The organism is Bacillus sp. D48C (assembly GCF_053345735.1).
Genome location: NZ_JBKFAQ010000008.1, coordinates 67,562 through 88,727 on the forward strand (window position 1 = coordinate 67,562; position 21,166 = coordinate 88,727).

Genomic DNA, 21,166 nt, shown 5'->3' on the forward strand with positions numbered 1-21,166 from the left:
TTTTATACAAATGTTGTTATAAAAATACAAAAGTGGTAACATAAAAATCAGAAAGATGAGGGATGACGATGAGCCATTTGTTAACGATGAGTGAATTATCGGAAGTAGAAATTTCAGAAATCCTAAAAGACGCAGAAGATTTCGCGAATGGAAAAGAGAGCAAAACGACAGAGCAAACTTTTGTTGCGAACTTGTTCTTTGAGAATAGTACGAGAACGAGATTTAGCTTTGAAGTTGCTGAGAAGAGATTAGGACTAGATGTTTTAAACTTTTCAGCGGATGCATCTAGCGTACAAAAAGGAGAAACTCTATACGATACGATAAGAACACTAGAATCAATCGGAACAAAAGCGGTGATCGTCCGCCATGAGCAAGATCGCTACTTCGATGAACTAAAAGATCAGGTAAATATCCCAATCTTAAACGCTGGAGATGGATGTGGAAACCACCCAACGCAGTGCCTACTCGATCTTCTTACAATTAAACAAGAGTTTGGAAGATTTGAAGGATTAAAGATTGCGATAGTAGGAGATGTTCGTCATAGCCGAGTAGCACGTTCTAATGCAGAAGCATTAACGAAACTGGGTGCAACAATTTACTTTGCAAGTCCAGAAGAGTGGAAAGATGAAGACAGCACATTTGGAACATACAAACCATTGGATGAACTTGTTCCAGAAGTGGATGTAATGATGTTACTTCGTGTACAACATGAGCGTCATGATCATTATGAAACAGACATTATGAAAGAGTATCATGAGAGACACGGATTAACAGTGGAAAGAGAAAAGCGTATGAAAGAAGGAAGCATTATTATGCATCCAGCTCCTGTAAACCGTGATGTTGAAGTTGCAAGTGAACTTGTTGAGTGTGAGCGTTCACGCATATTTAAACAAATGGAAAATGGAGTTTACGTAAGAATGGCTGTACTAAAACGCGCCTTACCAAATGTATTAGGAGGAATGAAACATGAATTACTTGTTTAAAAATGGTCGTTATATGAATGAAGAAGGAAAAATCGTAGCAACAGATCTTCTCGTACAAGACGGTAAAATCGCTAAGGTAGCAGAAAATATTACGGCAGATAATGCTGAAGTAATCGAAGTGAACGGAAATTTAATCGCACCTGGATTAGTAGATGTACACGTACATCTTCGTGAACCAGGTGGTGAACATAAAGAAACAATTGAAACAGGTACACTAGCAGCGGCAAAAGGTGGATTCACTACAATTTGCTCAATGCCAAATACACGCCCAGTACCAGATTGCAGAGAACATATGGAAGACCTGCAAAAACGTATTAAAGAAAAAGCGCATGTCAACGTACTACCATACGGAGCAATTACAGTACGTCAAGCTGGTTCTGAAATGACAGATTTCGAAACATTAAAAGAACTTGGAGCATTTGCTTTCACAGATGACGGCGTAGGCGTACAAGATGCTAGCATGATGTTAGCGGCTATGAAACGTGCAGCGAAATTAAATATGGCAGTAGTTGCGCACTGTGAAGAGAATACGCTTATTAATAAAGGTTGTGTACATGAAGGGAAGTTTTCTGAGAAACACGGATTAAACGGTATCCCATCAGTATGTGAATCTGTACATATTGCAAGGGATATACTGCTTGCTGAAGCAGCAGATTGTCACTATCACGTATGTCACGTAAGTACAAAAGGTTCTGTACGTGTAATCCGTGATGCGAAACGAGCTGGAATTAAAGTAACAGCAGAAGTAACACCACATCACCTAGTGTTATGTGAAGATGATATCCCATCAGTTGATCCTAACTTTAAAATGAACCCACCGCTTCGTGGAAAAGAAGACCATGCAGCATTAATTGAAGGATTACTAGATGGAACGATCGATATGATCGCAACTGACCATGCACCGCATACAGCGGAAGAGAAAGCACAAGGAATTGAAAGAGCGCCATTCGGAATTACTGGTTTTGAAACAGCATTCCCACTTCTATACACAAACCTTGTGAAAAAAGGAATTATTACATTAGAGCAGTTAATTCAATTCTTAACAGAAAAGCCAGCTGATACATTCGGCTTAGAAGCAGGTCGCCTGAAAGAAGGTAGAACAGCTGATATTACAATCATTGATTTAGAACAAGAAGAAGAGATTGACCCAACAACATTCTTATCAAAAGGAAAAAATACACCATTCGCAGGTTGGAAATGCCAAGGATGGCCGGTAATGACAATCGTTGGTGGTAAGATCGCATGGCAAAAGGAGAGTGCATTAGTATGAAAAGACAACTTATCTTAGAAGATGGAACAGTATTAATTGGAAAAGGTTTCGGAGGCGAAATTGAAAAGTCAGGTGAGGTTGTATTTACAACAGGAATGACTGGATATCAAGAAACATTATCTGATCCATCATATTGCGGTCAAATCGTAACATTCACGTACCCATTAATCGGAAACTACGGCATTAACCGTGACGATTTTGAATCGATTCACCCATCTGTAAATGGCTTAATCGTAAACGAAATTTGTGATCACCCATCAAACTTCCGTAATGAAATTTCGTTAAATGATTACTTAAAAGAAAGAAATATCCCAGGGTTAGCAGGAATTGATACAAGAAAATTAACGAGAAAAATTCGTCAATACGGTACATTACGTGGACGTCTATGTAACATGGATGCAGATGTAGAATACATCGTGAGCCAATTAAAAGCGACAGTATTTACAGATCACGTGAAACGCGTATCAACGAAAGATCCATACCCAAGCCCAGGCCGTGGACACCGAGTTGTACTTGTAGACTTCGGAATGAAACATGGTATTTTACGAGAATTAAACAAACGTGACTGTGATGTAATTGTAGTACCTTACAATACAACAGCAGAAGAAATTTTACGCCTTAGCCCAGATGGAATTATGTTAAGTAACGGACCTGGAGATCCGAAAGATGTACCAGAAGCAATTGAAATGTTAAAAGACATTATCGGTAAAGTTCCTTTATTCGGAATTTGCTTAGGACATCAACTATTCGCTCTAGCATCTGGTGCGAATACAAGTAAGTTAAAATTCGGTCACCGTGGTTTAAACCATCCAGTAAAACATCTTGCAACTGGAAAAGTAGCAATTACATCTCAAAATCATGGTTACGCAGTAGAAGAAGAATCAGTTAAAAATACAGAACTTGAAATTACACATGTCGCTTTAAATGATGGAACAGTAGAAGGTCTTCGTCATACGAAGTTCCCAGCATTTACAGTGCAATACCATCCAGAAGCTTCAGCAGGACCAGAAGATGCAAATGATTTATTCGAAGATTTCTTAGAAATGATTGAAAACTTCAAGAAAGAAGGGGAAGAGTTATGCCAAAACGCCTAGACATTAACACAATTTTAGTAATCGGATCAGGACCAATTGTAATTGGGCAAGCAGCAGAGTTTGACTACTCTGGTACACAAGCTTGTCAATCTCTTAGAGAAGAAGGTTACAAAGTAATCCTTGTTAACTCTAACCCAGCAACAATTATGACAGATACTGCAACAGCAGATAAAGTATATATAGAACCATTAACACTAGAATTCGTAAGCCGTATCATTCGTAAAGAACGTCCAGATGCAATCTTACCAACATTAGGTGGTCAAACAGGTTTAAACATGGCTGTTGAACTTGCGAAATCAGGCATACTTGAAGAGTGTGGAGTTGAAATTTTAGGAACGAAATTATCAGCAATTGAGCAAGCGGAGGATCGTGATTTATTCCGTACATTAATGCAGGAATTAAATGAACCAATTCCATCTAGTACCATCATTCATACGCTAGAAGAAGCACATGAATTTGTAAAAGAAATTGGATATCCAGTTATTGTTCGCCCAGCATTTACAATGGGGGGAACAGGTGGCGGAATCTGTAGTAATGAAGAAGAACTAATTGAAATCGTATCAGGTGGATTAAAACATAGTCCAGTAACACAATGTTTATTAGAAAAGAGCATTGCTGGTTGTAAGGAAATTGAATATGAAGTAATGCGTGATTCAAATGATAACGCGATTGTAGTATGTAATATGGAAAATATCGATCCAGTTGGAGTTCACACAGGTGATTCTATCGTAGTAGCACCGAGCCAAACATTAAGTGACCGTGAATATCAAATGTTACGAAACACTTCATTACGAATTATTCGTGCATTAGGAATTGAAGGTGGATGTAACGTTCAGCTTGCACTTGATCCACATAGCTTCCAATACTATGTAATCGAAGTAAACCCGCGTGTAAGTCGTTCATCTGCACTAGCATCTAAAGCAACTGGATATCCAATTGCGAAGCTAGCGGCAAAAATTGCAGTCGGTCTAACATTAGATGAAATTATAAATCCAGTAACACAAAAAACATACGCTTGCTTCGAGCCAGCATTAGACTATGTCGTTTCAAAAATTCCGCGCTGGCCATTTGATAAGTTTGAATCAGCAAACAGAACACTGGGTACACAAATGAAGGCAACTGGTGAAGTTATGTCAATCGGACGTAACTTAGAGCAATCATTATTAAAAGCGGTTCGTTCTTTAGAACTTGGCGTTTATCACTTAGAGTTAGAGCATTTAAAAGAACTTGATAAAGAAACAATGAAAAAACGCATTATAAAAGCTGATGATGAGCGACTGTTTATTGTAGCAGAAGCAATTCGTCAAGGTGTAACGAAAGAAGAAATCAACGAATGGTGTGAAATGGACTTCTTCTTCTTACAAAAAGTTGAAAACATCGTAAATATGGAACGTGAAGTAAAAGCGAATGTAGGAAATATGGAAGTACTACAAACTGCGAAAGAAATGGGCTTCAGCGATCACTACGTTGCAGCAGCTTGGAATAAAACAGAGCGTGAAATTTACGATATGCGTAAAGAAAGCAATATAACTCCTGTTTATAAAATGGTAGATACTTGTGCGGCAGAGTTTGAATCTGCAACACCATACTACTACAGCACATATGGTGACGAGAATGAATCGGTTAGAACAGATCGTAAGAGTGTAGTAGTTCTAGGATCTGGTCCAATCCGTATCGGTCAAGGTGTTGAGTTTGACTACGCAACTGTTCACTCTGTATGGGCAATTAAAGAAGCTGGATATGAGGCAATCATTGTTAATAACAATCCAGAAACAGTTTCAACAGACTTCAGTATTTCTGACAAATTATACTTTGAACCATTAACAATTGAAGATGTAATGCACATTATCGATTTAGAAAAGCCAGAAGGTGTTATCGTTCAGTTCGGTGGACAAACGGCAATTAACTTAGCGGCGAAATTAGAAGAACACGGTGTGAAAATTTTAGGAACATCACTTGAAGATTTAGACCGCGCAGAAGATCGTGATAAGTTTGAAGCAGCTCTAACACAGCTTGGTATCCCGCAACCAGTTGGTAAAACAGCAACAACTGTAGAACAAGCGGTAGCAATCGCTGAAGAAATTGGTTATCCAGTATTAGTAAGACCGTCTTACGTACTAGGTGGACGTGCAATGGAAATCGTATATCGTCAAGAAGAATTACTGCACTACATGAAAAATGCAGTTAAAGTTCATGCAGAGCATCCGGTATTAATTGACCGTTACATGGTTGGTAAAGAAATTGAAGTAGATGCAATTTCAGACGGTGAGAATGTATTCATTCCAGGTATTATGGAACATATTGAACGCGCTGGAGTTCACTCTGGTGACTCAATTGGAGTATACCCACCACAAAGCTTATCTGAAAAACTAAAAGAACAAATCATTGAACATACAATTGCACTTGGAAAAGGTTTAAACATTGTTGGATTACTAAATATCCAGTTCGTAGTATTCAAAGATCAAGTGTACGTAATTGAAGTAAACCCACGTGCGAGTCGTACAGTACCGTTCTTAAGTAAAATTACGGGCGTACCGATGGCGAATGTTGCAACGAAAGTTATTTTAGGTCAAGACTTAGTAGAGCAAGGATACGGAACTGGTTATCACCCAGAAGAGAAAGAAGTATATGTAAAAGCGCCGGTATTCTCGTTTGCGAAACTACGCTCAGTTGATACAACATTAGGACCTGAAATGAAGTCAACAGGGGAAGTAATGGGTAAAGACTTAACGCTTGAAAAAGCATTATACAAAGGATTAGTTGCTTCTGGAATTAACATCCCAACGCACGGATCAGTAATCATCACAGTAGCGGATAAAGATAAAGAAGAGGCAATGGAAATTGCAAAACGTTTCCACGAAATCGGTTATAACTTATTAGCAACAGCTGGAACAGCACAATCGTTAGCAGAGCAAAATATTCCAGTGCAAGTGGTAAACAAAATTGATTCTGAAGACTATAACTTACTTGATATTATCCGTCAAGGAAAAGCACAGTTTGTAATCAATACATTAACAAAAGGCAAACAACCAGCGCGTGATGGTTTCCGCATTCGCCGTGAATCAGTAGAAAATGGTGTGGCTTGCTTAACATCACTTGATACAACGAGAGCAATCTTACGAGTATTGGAATCTATGACATTCTCAGCTCATTCAATGAAAGAAATTACGCAAACAAAGCGTCACGAGGTGGTACATGCATGATGCAAAAGCAAAATATGATTGTCGTTAACCAAAAAGAAATCGCAAAAAACATTTACGAATTAGTGCTTCAAGGAACGTTAGTACAGCAAATGAACGAACCAGGGCAGTTTGTACACATTAAGGTAGCAGAGGGCATTGCGCCCCTTCTGCGCCGCCCGATTAGTATTTGTAATGTAGATCAAGAGAAGAACGAATTTACAATGCTATATCGTGCCGAAGGACAAGGGACAAAAACATTAGCAACTAGAAAACAAGGTGAAATGATAGATGTACTAGGACCATTAGGACACGGTTTTCCTGTAGAAGAAGCAGAAGCTGGTCAAACAGCTTTACTAGTAGGCGGGGGAATTGGTGTACCACCACTTTATGAATTATCACAGCGCCTCGTTGCAAAGGGTGTACGTGTGATTCACATCTTAGGTTTTCAAACGAAAGATGTTGTTTTCTATGAAGAAAAATTTGCAGAACTTGGTGATACGTACGTTGCGACAGTAGACGGTACACACGGTACAAAAGGATTTGTTACAGATGTAATTGATAATTACGGAATCGAATTTGACATTCTTTATTCATGTGGCCCGTTAGCGATGCTTCGTGCATTAGAAGGACGTTACAAAGAGAAAAAAGCATATATTTCATTAGAAGAGCGTATGGGCTGTGGTATTGGAGCTTGTTTCGCATGTGTATGCCACTTACAAGAAGATCCAAGTGGACATTCTTACAAGAAGGTGTGTAGCGACGGACCAGTATTTCCAATCGGGGAGGTTGTACTATGAACAGATTGCAAGTTGAATTACCAGGATTATCATTAAAAAATCCAATTATACCGGCATCTGGATGCTTTGGATTTGGTCGTGAATATGCACAGTTTTACGATTTAAGTGTACTAGGATCAATCATGATTAAAGCGACGACAGAACAACCACGTTATGGAAATCCAACGCCTCGTGTTGCTGAAACACCAGGCGGCATGTTAAATGCAATCGGACTTCAAAACCCGGGATTAGACAAAGTAATGAATTCGGAATTACCATGGTTAGAACAATTTGACCTTCCAATTATTGCGAACGTTGCAGGCTCACAGGCTGAGGATTACGTAGCGGTTGCGAAGGAAATTTCTAAAGCGCCTAATGTCCATGCACTAGAATTAAATATTTCTTGTCCAAACGTAAAAACAGGTGGTATCGCCTTTGGTACAAATCCTGAAATTGCTGCTGATTTAACGAAGCGAGTAAAAGAGGTTTCTGAAGTACCTGTATACGTGAAATTGTCACCGAACGTGGCAAACATAGTGGAAATTGCAAAAGCGATTGAAAATGCAGGTGCAGATGGTTTAACGATGATTAATACATTGCTTGGTATGCGTCTAGATTTAAAAACAGCTAAACCAATTTTAGCAAACCGTACAGGCGGATTATCAGGTCCTGCGATTAAGCCAGTAGCAATTCGCATGGTATATGAAGTAAGCCAAGCGGTTAACATTCCAATTATCGGAATGGGCGGTATTGAAACAGCGGAAGATGTAATTGAATTCTTCTACGCTGGCGCAAGCGCAGTTGCAGTAGGTACAGCGAACTTTATCGATCCGTTCGTATGTCCGACAATTATTGAAGAGTTACCAGCATTACTAGATGAATTAGGATTTGATCATATTTCGGAATGTCAAGGAAGGAGCTGGAAGCAAATATGTCACAGTCGTTAATCGTTGCACTAGATTTTCCAGGGAAACAAGAAGTAGAACAATTCTTACACCACTTTGAAGGGGAAGAGTTATTTGTCAAAGTAGGTATGGAGTTATTTTACAAAGAAGGCCCTGCAATTATTACGTACTTAAAAGAAAAAGGACATAAGATTTTCCTAGATTTAAAACTTCATGATATTCCGAATACAGTAAAAAGCGCTATGCGTAGCCTAGCTAGTCTAGATGTTGATATGGTAAATGTTCATGCTGCTGGGGGAAGTAGCATGATGAAAGCTGCGATTGAGGGATTAGAGGAAGGTAAGCAAGAAGGAAAAGAGAGACCGATTTGTATTGCAGTTACACAACTAACAAGCACTTCGGAAGCTATGATGAAAAAAGAGATTGGCATTGAGAAAACGTTAGAAGAAGCGGTTGCTCATTATGCAAAATTAACGAAAGACAGTGGACTTGATGGCGTTGTTTGTTCAACACTTGAAGTTCCAAAATTACGTGAAGTATGCGGAAATGAATTTGTAACAGTAACACCGGGGATTCGTCTTGCAAGTGATGATGTTAATGACCAAGTGCGCGTAGCAACACCGAAACGTGCGAGGGAACTTGGCTCAAGCTACATCGTAGTTGGACGCAGTATTACGAAAGCAGAAAATCCGCTTGAAGCGTATAAAACAGTAAAACAACAGTGGGAAGGTGTAACAGTATGAAAAAAGAAATCGCATCGCATTTATTAGAAATTGGAGCAGTATTTTTACAACCGAATGATCCATTCACTTGGTCTTCAGGTATGAAATCACCAATTTATTGTGATAACCGTTTAACTTTATCTTATCCAAAAGTACGTCAAGCGATTGCAGCTGGATTAGAAGAGTTAATTAAAGAGCACTTCCCAACTGTAGAAGTTATTGCAGGAACAGCAACTGCTGGTATTGCGCACGCTGCATGGGTAAGCGATCGTATGGATTTACCAATGTGCTACGTACGTAGTAAAGCAAAAGGTCACGGTAAAGGGAACCAAATTGAAGGAAAAGCTGAAAAAGGTCAAAAAGTAGTAGTAGTAGAAGACTTAATTTCAACTGGTGGTAGTGCAATTACGTGTGTAGAAGCACTTCGCGAAGCTGGCTGTGAAGTATTAGGAATCGTATCAATCTTCACATACGAGCTAGAGTCAGGAAAAGAAAAATTAGAAGCAGCTAACGTAGCATCATATTCTTTAAGTGATTACAGTGCATTAACTGAAGTTGCAGCAGAAAAAGGTATGATCGGACAAGCTGAAACGAAAAAATTACAAGAGTGGCGTAAAAATCCAGCTGACGAAGCTTGGATCACAGCGTAACATAAAAAAGACGACTGCGGGGGAACGCAGTCGTCTTTTTTATCATTGTTAAAAATTCAAGTAAAGTCCTATCGATATTAAAGAAAATTCATATTATAATCTTTCTACTAAAAACTACTTAGCGCTTTCTGCAAGCTCATATCCTCTTACAAACAATAGAGTCATATAAGAAACAATAAATGAGAAGATGCTGTACATGCCAACCCAAAAGAAGAATTTTGGAGTGAAGGCGATAACACCTATTATTAAAAAACTAGCAAACGTTACAATCGGCATTACGTAATACGTTTTCGTCTTGCGTGTTCCAATAACAGAAACGATAAAGATAAGTAATGGACAAATTAATAAGACGAAAATCAATTCATTCATAGTTATGTCCCCTTTTCTAATGGAAGTAATCTGTACCTCGTAAACGTTTTTTAAATAAATATTCTCTTAATATAACTTCGCTAACATGTAGTTAATCCCTTTAGAAAGTCACTGGATTTCATAATAAAAAGCGTAAGCAAGAGAAAACTTGCTTACACTATAGAATAAACATCGCAACGATCGTAGTGACAATTAAGCCAATCACAACTGGTAAAAAGTTTCGGCGTGCGAGTTCAAATGGATCCACTTTACAAATGGCAGCGGCAGGAATAAGCGCCCAAGGAATTAAAGTCCCGCCTCCGGTCCATATGGCAGCAATTTGCCCGAGTGCTGTTAATGTAGCTGTTCCATGCCCAAGTGCTGTTCCGAAAAGATTGGCAATTGAACCAGCAAGTGATATACCAGAAAAGCCAGATCCATCTAATCCTGTTATGACACCAACGATAGTTAATGTTCCCGCCGATACGTATTGATTTAAAGGAACAGTTTGAGATAAGGCAATCCCTAAGTCGTTAATGATTCCATGTGAACCTTTCGGTAAATAGTCTCCGATAATTTTCACAAAACCGCTATCTCCTAAATAAAAGAGTGCAGCAATTGGAATAACTGGACCAAAGATTTTAAATCCAAATTGGAGCCCTTCTATAAAATAATCGGTTGTTTTATTTAGTCCATTACCTTTGTAGGCGATGAGGGAAATGATGATAATCATAATAACAGTCGTTCCGCCGATAAGTGCTGTTGCATCGCTTCCTTGTAGTTTAAATTGAATCATGCAAAGGATATCGATGATATATACGATAGGGATACATATAGCGAGCCATTTCTTTATGCGAGGAGATAATAAAATAGTAGTTTTAGATGGTTCCGTTGATGCAGGGGAGTTTTGCAAGGATAATCCTGTATCAAATTCTTTTCGTAAGAAGAAAAAAGCGACAGAAGTTGTAACAACGCCCATCACGATAACGAGGGGAACACTGGCAGAAACGACGCTGGAAACAGGAAGACCAGCCGCGTCTGCAGTTAATTTCGGTGCTCCTTGAATAACGAAGTCGCCAGATAAGGCGATGCCGTGTCCGAATAAGTTCATAGCAATGGCAACCCCAATTGGAGGAAGACCGACGCGTACAGCGACGGGGAATAAAATAGCTCCCATTAAGGCGACAGCTGGAGAAGGCCAAAAAAAGAAAGAAATTGTCATCATTAAAAGGCCGATAATCCAGTAGGCGAGGGTAGGGGTACGAATCATCTTTGTAAATGGTGAAATCATCGTATCATTTATGCCAGTATGAACGAGTAGATTGCTCATTGATACGATAATAGAGATGATTAATATAGTTGGTAAAAGTTCAGTAATAGCGTAAATGAAACTTTGAAAAATACCGCTAACGGCAAGAGGGATAGAACTTGTAGCGGTTAATGCTAATAAAAAGATAAAAACGATACAAATAATCGTCGTATCTTTCCGGAGAATAAAAAAAGTAATAATAGTGAGTAAACAAAGAATATAGAGAGCATGCAACAGCGTTAATTCAACTCCCATAACATTCACATCCTTTAGGCATTCGTGTAGTTTATTGTATGAAAGCAGTAAAAGTATGTGAGTATAGGAAAAAAAAGTGAAATTTCATGTACTGTAATGGTAAGAAGTAGAAATGGATGTTACAATACAATTAATCCTAAAAATGGAATTTAAGGAGGGCTTATGCGCAAAAAAATCGGGTTTTGGGGATTCATTATATCTTGTAGTCTATTAATCATTTTAAATCTATTTACAAACAATGAATGGATAAGTATCACCCCTCTTTTTGGGTTTGTTTTTATACTGTTATACCGATGGGATGACATGAAACAACATAGTAAGAAAAGCATTGGAATTATGATAGGTATCATTGTTGTTTGCTCATTTTTCATAGGGTTTATTTTAATAGAAGGACAGAAACAGATGGAGAAAATGTCTATTTTTCAAGAATGGATGTCTTCTGCAAAAGGTCTTTATATTGTAATTGTAGTTGTTATTTTTCTTAGGTTCACGATAAGAATATGGAGTTACATATTAAAGAGAGGATAGAATGGAGGTAGTAAGAATGAGAGGAAAAATAGGATATTATGGTGTGCTCGTTTGTTTACTATTATCAGTTATTTCAGGGCAATTTTTAAAAAGTGAATGGGTAGCAGTTATATTATGTATAGGAGTATTGATTTTTGCACCTATGTATCGCTGGAATGAATGGAAAGCATATAGTCGAAAAAAGAAAATGGTTTTCAGCATCGAATTTGTCATTATAATCAGCACAATTCCGTTTTTGTTATGGAAAGGAAATGAGATAATAGATGGAATTGTAATGTTTCAAGGGTGGTTGTTTATTGCGAAAATGCTATATTTAATATGCATTTTAATGTTGGTAGTGGTAGTCACTAAAATAATAAACGAAAAGCTATTCGTTAATGAATAAAAGAAAATACCACCTTATTCGGTGGCATTTCCTCATTTTACTGCATGAGCTTTTTGCATCTTTTTAATTAAACGAATTTGTCCACGATGATTGATTTCATCTTCAAAAACGTGAAACCACTTAAAATAGTTATTTGCTGGTTTGTCATACCAAAAGTCTGTCGTTTTAAATAACCATTCATCAGGTAACGATTGAAAAGTCTCGATTGTTTTGGAACGTACTTCTTGTAATGTATTTATGTAAAATTCTATAGCGTTTCCTTTTATTTTCTCACGTCCAAGATCGCCTAATTCAATGCCAGGTAACCAGCGTTCTAATTCAGCCTCCGTTGGTTCACGGTCTTCAAAAGTATGAATCTGGTAGTAAAATTCAATAGCAGCCATATGATACAATAACATGCCAATTGAATTTGCTTCCTTATCATATAAATAATCAAGTTCTTCAATTGTTAAACTTTCCACTGCTTGCATTGTTGTATAGCGAGCGTAATTCATCATGGAAACAAGCTTTGAAAATTCTACATGTAAACCCTCCAATTTATCAATTACAAAATTCAATTAAAATTCCCCCTCTTTAAACGATGACTCCAGAGAAAGAATTCTATGTGCAGAGAAAAACTCCTTTTAAAAAGTTCATGATTTTAACAAGGAATCACAATTAGTTCCCGATTTGATTTTGTAATAACTTCATATCCGTCTTTTGTGATGACAATATCATCTTCAATTCTACAACCGCCCCAGTTTGGTATGTAAATACCAGGTTCAACTGTAACAACCATACCTTCTTCTAAAGTAGCCTGACTTTCTTGGGATAGGCGAAGAGGTTCATGTATTTCTAACCCAAGACCATGACCAGTAGAGTGTCCAAAGTATTGACCGTATCCATGTTCTGTAATGTAATCTCTCGTTATATCATCGATACTTTTCGCAGTTTCTCCAGGCTTAATTGCTTTAGTTCCACGTTTTAACGCTTCTCGTACAACATTGTATATCTTTTTGAATTCTTCTGATGATTCTCCGATTGCTACAGTACGAGTTATATCGGAACAATATCCATCGTAAAGTGCACCGAAATCTAATGTAACGATGTCGCCTCGCTCGATTATTTTATTTGATGCAACTCCATGAGGAAGTGAAGAACGAACGCCAGAAGCTACAATGATTTGGAATGAAGAGGATGTAGCCCCTTTTTTTCGCATGAAAAATTCCAACTCATCTCGTACATCATTTTCACTTATTCCTGGTTTTAGAAACGTAATGATGTGGTGAAATGCTTCGTCAGCAATATTAGCTGCGATTTTCATTGTTTCTATTTCCGGCATGTCTTTAATAATACGAATATTTTCGATGATTTCGCACACTTGAACCATTTCCACATGTACGCATTTTTGTAAGTTTTTATATTGTTGCAATGTCATGTTGTTCTCTTCAATTCCGAGTTTTTGAATGTTTAATTTTGATACTTGATTTGCAATTTCTTTTTCTAAATTTCCTGTATGCATAATAATTTCAGCATCTTTTATTTGTGATTTCGCTTGATCTACATAGCGAAAATCAGTTATAAAAACAGCTTTATCCGCAGAGATTAAGACGACGCCAGCACTACCTGTAAAGCCTGTTGCATATTGGCGATTTTCTTTTTTGGTAATGAGTAACCCGTCAATTTCATAGTTTTGTAGTTGATTTTGGATTTTATTAATTTTTAAAGTCATGTTAATTCCCCCTATTCACAGTATTTAATAAAGCAAATAGTGTGCCAAAATGTATATTTGAAGAAAGGATAGTAGGGAAAACATATATTTTAAGGGAGATAAGAAAATAGCCCGCCATTTGTGGGAGACGGTTTGTTTATAAAATTCAGATTGCTTCAATAAATAGCAGGGGGATGAAAAAATATTGATTGGAGTTACACTTGTACTTTATTTACATGCTTTAAAAAATTTATACAAATGTAAAATGACACTGTCAATTTTTTTGACAATATTGAATGGATATAGCAACTAAATTGAAAATAAATAAAAAATGCGTTGCTTATAAGCAACGCATTTTTGTATTTACGCTTTTAATTTCATTACAATATCAGCATCTGGTGTTACATATACGGTTTGCTGATTGTCGTACGTAACAAAACCAAGTTTTGCACCACTCGGTTTTTTCACATGGCGTATTTTAGTGAAATCAACAGGTACAGAGCTAGACTCTTTCGCTTTACTGTAATAAGCGGCAATTTTGGCAGCTTCTAGTAAAGTTTCTTCAGCAGGCTCTAAAGAACGAATGACAACGTGAGAGCCAGGTATGTCTTTCGTATGTAACCAAATTTCATCACGGCGGGCAAACTTCGTTGTTAAATAATCATTTTGTTTATTGTTTTTACCAACGAAAATCTCTGTGCCATCACTTGCTAAATATTTATCTAATACTGGCTTAGTAGGCTTTTTCTTTGCGTTTTTCGTTTTGCGATTGCGCACATAACCTTCTTCAGCTAATTCCTCACGAATTTCTTCAATATCTTTTGAAGAAGCAGCTTCCATTTGTTGAAGTAAGCTATCAAAATAAAGAATTTCTTCATTGGTTTTTTCGATTTGTTCTTCTACAACAACAACTGAATTTTTCGCTTTTTGGTACTTTTGGAAATAGCGTTGCGCATTGTCAGATGGTGTTTTTAAAGGATCTAATGTAATTTTTACAGTTCCGCTATTTTCGTCGTAATAGTTAACGACTTCAATATCTTTATCCCCTTTTTTCAAAGCGTACATATTGGCTGTAAGTAGTTCTCCAAATAGTTGATATTTATCTGCCTTTCCGGCATCTTGCAGTGTTTTTTCGAGTTTAATGAGTTTTTTCTCGTTTTTATTTTTTTCGTTTTGCATAAAGCGTTCTAAATCATGAGCTTGTTGTTTTACACGATCACGTTCTGCTTTGCCAAAGAAGAAACGATCTAACAATTCGCTCACTGATGAGAATGTTTTTTCTTCTCCTTGCAAGTGTGTAAGAGGGAAAAGATAAAAGAATTCTTTTCCATTTGCAGTAATCATTGCTGGTGTATATGCATGAGATAGTAATGGTGTTTGTATAGAGAAAAATGCTTCTGATAATGCTTTCTCGTTTACCATACCGGCTTTCTTTACTACTTCTTTTGCAAATAATGGGGATATTCCCATGAAAGCCCCGACGAGTTGTTTATCCATATTTCCAGATAGAAAGTCTAGCGGTCTAATAAAATCATCTGCGGTTTCAATTTGCAGAGGATTGATTTTATGTTGGGCTGGTGGCGCGACGTACTCAGCACCAGCATATACAGTTCGGTGACGGTTTACGGCTAATGAAACGTGTTTTAAGCTATCTAAAATCACGTTTGTTTTCGTATCTAATAAGATAATGTTGCTATGTCTTCCCATTATTTCAATTACTAATGTTTTTAATGATTCGTCTCCGATTTCATTACGACTGCGAACTGTAATTTGGATAATCCGTTCTAAGTCGATTTGTTCAATTTTTTCAATAAATCCACCTTCTAAATGTTTACGAAGAAGCATACAAAACATCGGCGGTATTGCTGGCGAATCGTAGTTTTGATTCGTTAAGTGCATACGCGCATATGTAGGATGAGATGAAAGAATTAGTTTTTGGTTCTTTCCATTCGCTCGAATATGTAATAAAATCTCGTATTTTGAAGGTTGGTATATTTTGGAAACCCTTCCCGTGTAAAGAGAATTTTCAATTTCATGTGTAATCGCTCTTGTAAATAATCCATCGAATGCCATTAATGAACACTCCTTTCTAACTAAAAGTTAATTATAGCATTTTTTTGGACGAGGCTGAATAAGCTTTCAATAGAGTATGTCTGGAATCAGGAGGTCGATGGCAGGATGAACTGGTATGGAATGCGAGCACATGAAGTGGAAGAAAGAACGAATACGAATGTAAAGGTTGGACTTACGGAGAAAGAAGCAGAAGGGCGAATTAAGAAATTTGGTACAAATGAATTAGAAGAAGCAAAAAGGCCTTCTGCACTAATGGTATTTTTAGCGCAATTTAAAGATTTCATGGTACTCGTTTTGTTTGGAGCAACAATTGTTTCTGCGTTTTTAGGTGAATACATTGATTCTATTGCTATTGTTGCCATTGTTATTATCAATGGTATTCTCGGCTTTTTTCAAGAAAGAAAAGCTGAAAAATCATTGGAAGCTTTAAAGGAACTAGCTGCTCCACAAGTTACTGTAATGCGGAATGGAAAGTGGGTAAAAGCACCATCTAAAGCACTTGTTTTAGGTGATATTATTAAGTTTTCCAGTGGTGATCGTATTGGGGCTGATGTGCGTCTTGTTGAGGCATCAAGTTTATATATTGAAGAGTCTGCTTTGACAGGGGAGTCCGTACCTGTGCAAAAGAAGGTAGAAGCATTGCAAGGGCAAGAGGTTGCAATTGGTGATCAAAAAAATATGGCTTTTATGGGGACAATGATTACGCGAGGATCTGGAACAGGTGTCGTTGTAGCAACTGGTATGAATACAGCGATGGGTCAAATTGCAAATATGTTACAAAATGCAGAGCAAATGGAAACACCACTGCAAAGAAGGTTAGAACAGCTCGGAAAAATATTAATTATTGTAGCTCTTATTTTGACAGCGCTCGTTGTATTGGCTGGTGTGTATCAAGGGAATGAAGTATATCATATGTTTTTAGCTGGCGTATCGCTAGCTGTTGCGGCTATTCCAGAAGGGTTGCCAGCAATTGTTACAGTAGCTTTATCACTTGGTGTACAGCGTATGATAAAAAAGAGAGCAATTGTACGAAAGTTACCAGCCGTAGAAACGTTAGGTTGTGCTTCCGTTATATGTTCTGATAAAACGGGGACAATGACGCAAAACAAAATGATGGTAACACATATGTGGTCAGGCGGAGAATTGTGGAAAGTGACAGGGCAAGGATATGAACCTAATGGCTCTTTTATGAAAGGTGAAATAGAAGTGAATCCAGCTAAGACAAAAGCACTTTATCAGCTACTTACATTTGGTTCACTATGTAACAATGCAAATATTATTCAAAAGAAAAAGGCGTACGTATTAGATGGAGATCCAACAGAGGGAGCGCTTGTAGCTGCAGCAATGAAAGCTGGGATTACACGTGAGGCATTGAAAGGGAAATTTGAAATTATTCGTGAATTTCCATTTGATTCAACTCGAAAAATGATGAGTGTTATTGTACGAGATCGAGAGGGGAAGAAGTTTATTGTTACGAAGGGAGCACCGGACGTTCTTTTGCAAATGAGTCAAACGATTTTATGGGGGGATAAGCAGCAGCCGTTAAGTGAGTTATATAGAAGAGAAGTACAGGCGGCTATTCATAGCTTAGGTAGTCAAGCGCTTCGAACAATTGCAGTTGCGTTTAAACCTTTAAAAGTCACGGATTCTATTGAACATGAAAGAGACGTTGAAAAAGATTTTATGTTGGTTGGGATACAAGGTATGATTGACCCGCCAAGGCCAGAAGTGGCGCAGGCGGTAAAAGAGTGTAAAGAAGCTGGTATTCGAACGGTAATGATTACAGGTGATCATAAAGTGACAGCAATGGCGATTGCTGAACAATTAGGAGTTTTGCCACCAGATGGACGCGTTGTTGAAGGCGTAGAACTCGCGAATATGGATGTGGAGGAATTAGAAAATGTTGTAGAAGATACGTATGTATTCGCTCGTGTATCACCTGAGCATAAATTAAAAATTGTTAAGGCACTGCAAAATCAAGGACATATAGTAGCCATGACAGGCGATGGAGTGAACGATGCTCCAGCTATAAAAACAGCGGATATTGGGATAGCGATGGGAATTACAGGGACAGATGTTGCGAAAGAGGCCTCTTCACTTGTTTTACTAGACGATAATTTTGCTACAATTAAATCAGCAATTAAAGAAGGAAGAAATATATACGAGAACATACGTAAGTTTATTCGCTACTTATTGGCGTCAAACGTTGGAGAAATTTTAGTCATGTTATTTGCGATGTTACTTGCATTACCACTGCCGATGGTTCCTATTCAAATTTTATGGGTGAACTTAGTTACTGATGGTTTACCAGCGATGGCATTAGGTTTGGATAAGGCTGAAGGAGATGTGATGAAGAGAACGCCGCGCCACCCGAAAGAAGGGGTATTCGCTAGAGGGCTTGCGTGGAAAATAATAAGTCGAGGGTTTTTAATTGGGGCAGTGACGTTAGTAGCGTTTATTATTGCGTATAACCAACATCCAAATGAACTGAAATATGCACAAACTGTAGCGTTCGCGACGTTGGTACTTGCTCAGCTTATTCATGTATTTGATTGTCGTAGTGAGCATTCTGTCTTTCACCGCAATCCATTTGGGAACGTGTATTTAGTAGGGGCGGTTATCATTTCGTTACTACTCATGCTAGTGGTTATATATTATCCACCGTTACAACCGATCTTTAGCACAATGCCGATACAAGCAAGAGATTGGTTATTAATTGGAGGTTTGTCATCAATTCCGACTTTCTTACTAGTAGGTTCTTTATTAACAGGGAAAAAGGCGAAAAAGAAAAAGCCAATGTTATATAAGAAGGGATTAAACTTGAAATAGTCAATGTTATGAAAATGTGATATAATTTACAGAAGGTAGTAGAGCCTTGTCTCTATTACCTTTTTCATTGAGTTATTTTATGGCTTGGATGTGATAAAAATGATTTCTAGTATGACAGGGTTTGGAAGATCGAAAGTAGAAAGTGATACTTTTCAAATTACAGTAGAAATGAAATCGGTGAACCACCGTTTTTTAGAGATGAGTATTCGACTTCCTAAGCAAATGATGGTATTTGAGGACAAAATTCGTAAAATAATTGCACAGCAAGTTCGACGTGGACGCATTGAGGTGTCTATTAGTATAGCAGGTGAAGGACTTGTTGAAAGAAAATTAAGTGTGAATTGGTCACTTCTTGAGCAGTACCAATCGATGATGGAAGATATAAAAGGAAAGTTTCAATTACAAGATTCTATTACACTCGAGCAATTAATGGCAATGCCAGAAGTAACAGCAATTGAAGAAATAGAAAATGTAAATGAACATTTTGAGAACAGTTTATATGAGGCTGTTCGTCAAGCTGCTCATATGTTGAAAACGATGAGAGATGGCGAAGGAGAACGATTACATAAAGATATAGCGTATCGTTTACAAGAGATTAGCAATTGTGTAAATGCAATTATTCCACATGCACCAATTGTTACACAAAAATATCGTGAACGATTAGAAAATCGCTTAAAAGAATTACATAATCAAGAGTTAGATGAACAAAGATTGCTAACAGAAGTCGCAATCTTTGCAGAGCGTTGTGATATTCATGAAGAGTTAGTTCGTTTGCAAAGTCATTTAGAGCAATTTCATGAAACATTGCAGATTGAAGAGCCTGTTGGAAGAAAAATGGATTTCATCGTGCAAGAGATGCATAGAGAAATTAATACGATTGGTTCTAAGGCAAATGACTTAACAATTTCAAAATATGTTGTAGAAATGAAAAATAACCTTGAAAAAATTCGTGAACAAGTACAAAATATTGAGTAGCTTTCAAAAAATATATAAAGTTATACGTGGTGGAGAAATCGGATAGACTTACTAGGAGGCGCAAACTATGGCCATGCGGTTTTTAAATATTGGATACGGAAATATTGTATCTGCTCATCGAATTATTGCTATTGTAAGTCCGGAGTCAGCTCCTATTAAACGAACAGTACAGGAAGCACGCGAACATAATGCTTTGCTTGATGCTACGTATGGGAGAAAAACAAGGGCGGTTATTGTTATGGATGATGGGCATGTTGTATTAAGTCCAATTCAACCAGAGACGATTGCACATCGTTTGAATAATAAAGAAGATTTAAGTGAGGAAGGGTAGGTTTTACATATTTATGAGAAGTAGAAGAGGATTGCTCATCGTTCTTTCAGGGCCTTCTGGGGTTGGAAAAGGAACGGTTCGTAAAGAGCTGTTTAGCCATGAGGATACACGTTTTCAGTACTCTATTTCAGTAACGACACGTAAGCCGCGTGAAGGTGAAGTAGATGGTGTGGATTATTTCTTTAAAGAAAGAGAAGAATTCGAGGAAATGATTCGTAATGAAAGATTACTTGAGTGGGCTGAGTTCGTAGGTAATTATTACGGAACACCGATTGACTATGTTGAAAAAACATTACAAGAAGGAAAAGATGTATTCTTAGAAATTGAAGTGCAAGGAGCAATTCAAGTTAAGAAAGCTTTCCCAGAAGGTGTATTTATTTTCTTAGCACCTCCAAGTTTATCTGAACTAAAGAGCCGTATTGTCGGCCGTGGTACAGAGACTGAAGATGTTATTGAAAATCGTTTAACTGTAGCGAAAGAAGAAATCGAGATGATGGACGCTTACGACTATGTAGTAGAAAACGATCAAGTTGAATTAGCTTGTGATAGAATTAAAGCAATTGTGGTTGGCGAACATTGCCGCCGCGAAAGGGTAGCAAAATATTATAAAGAAATGACGGAGGGTCTATAATTATGTTAAATCCATCAATTGACTCATTACTACAAAAAATCGATTCTAAATACACACTAGTAACAGTGGCTGCAAAGCGTGCACGTGAAATGCAACTTGCTAATAACTGTGTTGTAGAGCAACCGGTTTCTCATAAGTGTGTAGGTAAAGCATTAGAAGAAATCGATGCGGAAGTATTAAGCTACGTACCAAGTGAAGATAAAGTTGCTGAATAAGCCTTTGCCTTCGAC

The 21,166-nt window shown here is 37.6% G+C and carries 20 protein-coding genes; 15 read left to right on the forward strand and 5 right to left on the reverse strand.

The features are described from left to right. Positions 1–68 precede the first annotated feature (68 nt). From pyrB to pyrE, 8 genes are read left to right on the forward strand one after another with little or no spacing between them, the layout of a single operon-like run. Complete coding sequence (gene pyrB / locus ACLBXA_RS19275) at positions 69–983, forward strand: aspartate carbamoyltransferase (RefSeq protein ID WP_000018846.1); 915 nt, start codon at positions 69–71, stop codon at positions 981–983. Continuing rightward, positions 967–2,253 carry a dihydroorotase gene (pyrC, locus tag ACLBXA_RS19280; protein WP_001108387.1) on the forward strand — a complete coding sequence of 429 codons (1,287 nt, stop codon included), beginning with the start codon at positions 967–969 and terminating at the stop codon, positions 2,251–2,253. The genes pyrB and pyrC overlap by 17 nt, the downstream gene beginning before the upstream one ends. After that, positions 2,250–3,347: a carbamoyl phosphate synthase small subunit gene (locus ACLBXA_RS19285; RefSeq protein WP_000828669.1), complete on the forward strand. Its 1,098-nt coding sequence runs from the start codon at positions 2,250–2,252 to the stop codon at positions 3,345–3,347. Before pyrC ends, ACLBXA_RS19285 begins: the two co-directional genes overlap by 4 nt. Further along, positions 3,332–6,550, forward strand: a complete 3,219-nt coding sequence (gene carB / locus ACLBXA_RS19290) for a carbamoyl-phosphate synthase large subunit (protein WP_001126139.1) — start codon at positions 3,332–3,334, stop codon at positions 6,548–6,550. The genes ACLBXA_RS19285 and carB overlap by 16 nt, the downstream gene beginning before the upstream one ends. Beyond that, entirely contained in the window at positions 6,547–7,326 is a 780-nt protein-coding gene (gene pyrK / locus ACLBXA_RS19295; RefSeq protein ID WP_000983355.1) for a dihydroorotate oxidase B electron transfer subunit, read from the forward strand. The genes carB and pyrK overlap by 4 nt, the downstream gene beginning before the upstream one ends. Beyond that, the gene (pyrD, locus tag ACLBXA_RS19300; protein ID WP_447617415.1) at positions 7,323–8,252 is read left to right on the forward strand and encodes a dihydroorotate oxidase B catalytic subunit; all 930 of its coding nucleotides are present in this window, start codon (positions 7,323–7,325) and stop codon (positions 8,250–8,252) included. The genes pyrK and pyrD overlap by 4 nt, the downstream gene beginning before the upstream one ends. Continuing rightward, complete coding sequence (gene pyrF, locus ACLBXA_RS19305) at positions 8,237–8,953, forward strand: orotidine-5'-phosphate decarboxylase (RefSeq protein ID WP_000083509.1); 717 nt, start codon at positions 8,237–8,239, stop codon at positions 8,951–8,953. The genes pyrD and pyrF overlap by 16 nt, the downstream gene beginning before the upstream one ends. After that, a complete protein-coding gene (gene pyrE / locus ACLBXA_RS19310) occupies positions 8,950–9,582 on the forward strand; it encodes an orotate phosphoribosyltransferase (protein ID WP_000711454.1) in 633 nt (210 codons plus the stop codon). Before pyrF ends, pyrE begins: the two co-directional genes overlap by 4 nt. A gap of 114 nt (positions 9,583–9,696) precedes the next feature. On the opposite strand, the gene ACLBXA_RS19315 is transcribed toward pyrE, so the two are convergent. Both ACLBXA_RS19315 and ACLBXA_RS19320 read right to left on the reverse strand, forming a co-directional pair. Further along, the gene (locus ACLBXA_RS19315) at positions 9,697–9,951 is read right to left on the reverse strand and encodes a YbeF family protein (protein WP_001003933.1); all 255 of its coding nucleotides are present in this window, start codon (positions 9,949–9,951) and stop codon (positions 9,697–9,699) included. 157 nt (positions 9,952–10,108) lie between these two features. Then, on the reverse strand, positions 10,109–11,494 hold the full coding sequence (locus ACLBXA_RS19320) for a membrane protein (RefSeq protein WP_000537891.1): 1,386 nt from the start codon (positions 11,492–11,494) through the stop codon (positions 10,109–10,111). Between the two features lie 162 nt (positions 11,495–11,656). Between ACLBXA_RS19320 and ACLBXA_RS19325 the strand changes: the two genes are divergently transcribed. Continuing rightward, positions 11,657–12,022, forward strand: coding sequence for a YoqO family protein (locus ACLBXA_RS19325; protein ID WP_086390358.1), 366 nt, complete (start codon positions 11,657–11,659; stop codon positions 12,020–12,022). A 16-nt stretch (positions 12,023–12,038) separates the two neighbouring features. Beyond that, positions 12,039–12,407 (forward strand): YoqO family protein, encoded by a 369-nt coding sequence (locus tag ACLBXA_RS19330; RefSeq protein WP_074789272.1) that lies wholly within the window; start codon positions 12,039–12,041, stop codon positions 12,405–12,407. 32 nt (positions 12,408–12,439) lie between these two features. Here ACLBXA_RS19330 and ACLBXA_RS19335 read toward each other — a convergent pair whose 3' ends face one another. The 3 genes from ACLBXA_RS19335 to ACLBXA_RS19345 all read right to left on the reverse strand — a co-directional run bounded on the left by ACLBXA_RS19335 (position 12,440) and on the right by ACLBXA_RS19345 (position 16,170). Beyond that, complete coding sequence (locus tag ACLBXA_RS19335; protein ID WP_001012056.1) at positions 12,440–12,964, reverse strand: DinB family protein; 525 nt, start codon at positions 12,962–12,964, stop codon at positions 12,440–12,442. A gap of 83 nt (positions 12,965–13,047) precedes the next feature. Beyond that, a complete protein-coding gene (locus ACLBXA_RS19340) occupies positions 13,048–14,118 on the reverse strand; it encodes a M24 family metallopeptidase (protein WP_000172798.1) in 1,071 nt (356 codons plus the stop codon). A 342-nt stretch (positions 14,119–14,460) separates the two neighbouring features. Next, positions 14,461–16,170: an Rqc2 family fibronectin-binding protein gene (locus ACLBXA_RS19345; RefSeq protein ID WP_000863290.1), complete on the reverse strand. Its 1,710-nt coding sequence runs from the start codon at positions 16,168–16,170 to the stop codon at positions 14,461–14,463. A 105-nt stretch (positions 16,171–16,275) separates the two neighbouring features. On the opposite strand from ACLBXA_RS19345, the gene ACLBXA_RS19350 reads away from it, so the two are divergent. From ACLBXA_RS19350 to rpoZ, 5 genes are all read left to right on the forward strand, one after another. Next, entirely contained in the window at positions 16,276–18,999 is a 2,724-nt protein-coding gene (locus ACLBXA_RS19350) for a calcium-translocating P-type ATPase, SERCA-type (protein WP_001104763.1), read from the forward strand. A gap of 99 nt (positions 19,000–19,098) precedes the next feature. Beyond that, positions 19,099–19,974, forward strand: coding sequence for a YicC/YloC family endoribonuclease (locus tag ACLBXA_RS19355; protein ID WP_000625867.1), 876 nt, complete (start codon positions 19,099–19,101; stop codon positions 19,972–19,974). A gap of 67 nt (positions 19,975–20,041) precedes the next feature. After that, positions 20,042–20,305, forward strand: coding sequence for an extracellular matrix/biofilm regulator RemA (gene remA / locus ACLBXA_RS19360; RefSeq protein ID WP_001251456.1), 264 nt, complete (start codon positions 20,042–20,044; stop codon positions 20,303–20,305). Between the two features lie 13 nt (positions 20,306–20,318). Then, positions 20,319–20,936 (forward strand): guanylate kinase, encoded by a 618-nt coding sequence (gene gmk, locus ACLBXA_RS19365; protein ID WP_001257742.1) that lies wholly within the window; start codon positions 20,319–20,321, stop codon positions 20,934–20,936. Between the two features lie 2 nt (positions 20,937–20,938). Continuing rightward, positions 20,939–21,151 carry a DNA-directed RNA polymerase subunit omega gene (gene rpoZ / locus ACLBXA_RS19370; RefSeq protein ID WP_000933962.1) on the forward strand — a complete coding sequence of 71 codons (213 nt, stop codon included), beginning with the start codon at positions 20,939–20,941 and terminating at the stop codon, positions 21,149–21,151. The last annotated feature ends 15 nt before the right edge of the window (positions 21,152–21,166 follow it).

Excerpts from the sequence above, each read along its gene's own strand:
- pyrK (WP_000983355.1), top strand. The coding sequence starts at position 6,547 with ATGATGCAAAAGCAAAATATGATTGTCGTTAACCAAAAAGAAATCGCA.
- gmk (WP_001257742.1), top strand. The coding sequence starts at position 20,319 with ATGAGAAGTAGAAGAGGATTGCTCATCGTTCTTTCAGGGCCTTCTGGG.
- pyrD (WP_447617415.1), top strand. The coding sequence starts at position 7,323 with ATGAACAGATTGCAAGTTGAATTACCAGGATTATCATTAAAAAATCCA.
- pyrC (WP_001108387.1), top strand. The coding sequence starts at position 967 with ATGAATTACTTGTTTAAAAATGGTCGTTATATGAATGAAGAAGGAAAA.
- ACLBXA_RS19320 (WP_000537891.1), bottom strand. The coding sequence starts at position 11,494 with ATGGGAGTTGAATTAACGCTGTTGCATGCTCTCTATATTCTTTGTTTA.
- ACLBXA_RS19340 (WP_000172798.1), bottom strand. The coding sequence starts at position 14,118 with ATGACTTTAAAAATTAATAAAATCCAAAATCAACTACAAAACTATGAA.
- ACLBXA_RS19325 (WP_086390358.1), top strand. The coding sequence starts at position 11,657 with ATGCGCAAAAAAATCGGGTTTTGGGGATTCATTATATCTTGTAGTCTA.
- ACLBXA_RS19355 (WP_000625867.1), top strand. The coding sequence starts at position 19,099 with ATGATTTCTAGTATGACAGGGTTTGGAAGATCGAAAGTAGAAAGTGAT.
- pyrB (WP_000018846.1), top strand. The coding sequence starts at position 69 with ATGAGCCATTTGTTAACGATGAGTGAATTATCGGAAGTAGAAATTTCA.
- pyrE (WP_000711454.1), top strand. The coding sequence starts at position 8,950 with ATGAAAAAAGAAATCGCATCGCATTTATTAGAAATTGGAGCAGTATTT.
- ACLBXA_RS19330 (WP_074789272.1), top strand. The coding sequence starts at position 12,039 with ATGAGAGGAAAAATAGGATATTATGGTGTGCTCGTTTGTTTACTATTA.
- ACLBXA_RS19345 (WP_000863290.1), bottom strand. The coding sequence starts at position 16,170 with ATGGCATTCGATGGATTATTTACAAGAGCGATTACACATGAAATTGAA.
- ACLBXA_RS19350 (WP_001104763.1), top strand. The coding sequence starts at position 16,276 with ATGAACTGGTATGGAATGCGAGCACATGAAGTGGAAGAAAGAACGAAT.
- remA (WP_001251456.1), top strand. The coding sequence starts at position 20,042 with ATGGCCATGCGGTTTTTAAATATTGGATACGGAAATATTGTATCTGCT.
- ACLBXA_RS19285 (WP_000828669.1), top strand. The coding sequence starts at position 2,250 with ATGAAAAGACAACTTATCTTAGAAGATGGAACAGTATTAATTGGAAAA.
- rpoZ (WP_000933962.1), top strand. The coding sequence starts at position 20,939 with ATGTTAAATCCATCAATTGACTCATTACTACAAAAAATCGATTCTAAA.
- ACLBXA_RS19315 (WP_001003933.1), bottom strand. The coding sequence starts at position 9,951 with ATGAATGAATTGATTTTCGTCTTATTAATTTGTCCATTACTTATCTTT.
- pyrF (WP_000083509.1), top strand. The coding sequence starts at position 8,237 with ATGTCACAGTCGTTAATCGTTGCACTAGATTTTCCAGGGAAACAAGAA.
- carB (WP_001126139.1), top strand. The coding sequence starts at position 3,332 with ATGCCAAAACGCCTAGACATTAACACAATTTTAGTAATCGGATCAGGA.